General features: G+C 57.8%; 1 protein-coding gene. It reads right to left on the bottom strand.

Features of this window, described 5'->3' with window-relative positions:
• Nucleotides 1-540 precede the first annotated feature (540 nt).
• Nucleotides 541-782, bottom strand: a 242-nt coding sequence (locus AWB78_RS45100; RefSeq protein ID WP_198399512.1) for a transposase, incomplete at its 5' end; no start/stop codon positions are given.

Here is a 782-nt window from a genome sequence, read left to right on the forward strand (position 1 = left end):
CGCGCTGTTGTAGTGGCATTTTTTAAAATCGACATCAATAAAATCAAATAGTTGCGCGTTTAACTGTCGAACTCAAGCGGACAAGACTCCGGCGCAGCGCGCATGCAGGATAGGGCTGGCGAACCGGGCCAGCGGATAGAAGGTTGTGGGACGTTGGATCATCTCACGAGCGCCACGGGCTTCAGGCAGGGGGGACGTGAATTCGATTGCCGCAGTTGGCGAGCGCAATACCGCGCGCTCACCAACATACGACAGCATATCGCCTCTTCCGAGTGTCAAAGGCTCGCTACGCCAGGCTCCGCCTGCCCTTGACCCCAGTCACACTCGCAAGGAGATGTGGAGGAAGTAATCGACGATTCGCGAGCGGGCCTTGACAAATTACTGCTCATAGAAGGAATCCGCGCGGCAGACAGGATTTGAGCTGCCGGTACTGACGCCACATCGTGCGGGCGTCAACGCCGATTGCGGTTTGGGCCGCCATTGCGCGCAAAAGTGGCTTTCCCGGCGGCGAAATCAGGGCAATGTTGTCCCCTTCGGGACTTACGCAGGCGTCATTTTCGACATTCTGCGTAGGTTCAGCGCCGCGCAGACGAGTTTCCATTCGGCCTGTGCCTTGGCCAGTCCACGCATGCTGAATTGTCGAAATCCGAGAACGCTCTTTACCCAGGCATTCGGCGGTTCGGACAGCCATTTGCGCTTTCGATAGGCCGCCTGAGTTTGCGCACAAGTAAACTTGTCGGCCATCGCGGCGCATAGCGGGCGCTTCCGGGCATCGACCTTCA

This window comes from Caballeronia calidae (assembly GCF_900044055.2).
Lineage (GTDB): Bacteria > Pseudomonadota > Gammaproteobacteria > Burkholderiales > Burkholderiaceae > Caballeronia > Caballeronia calidae.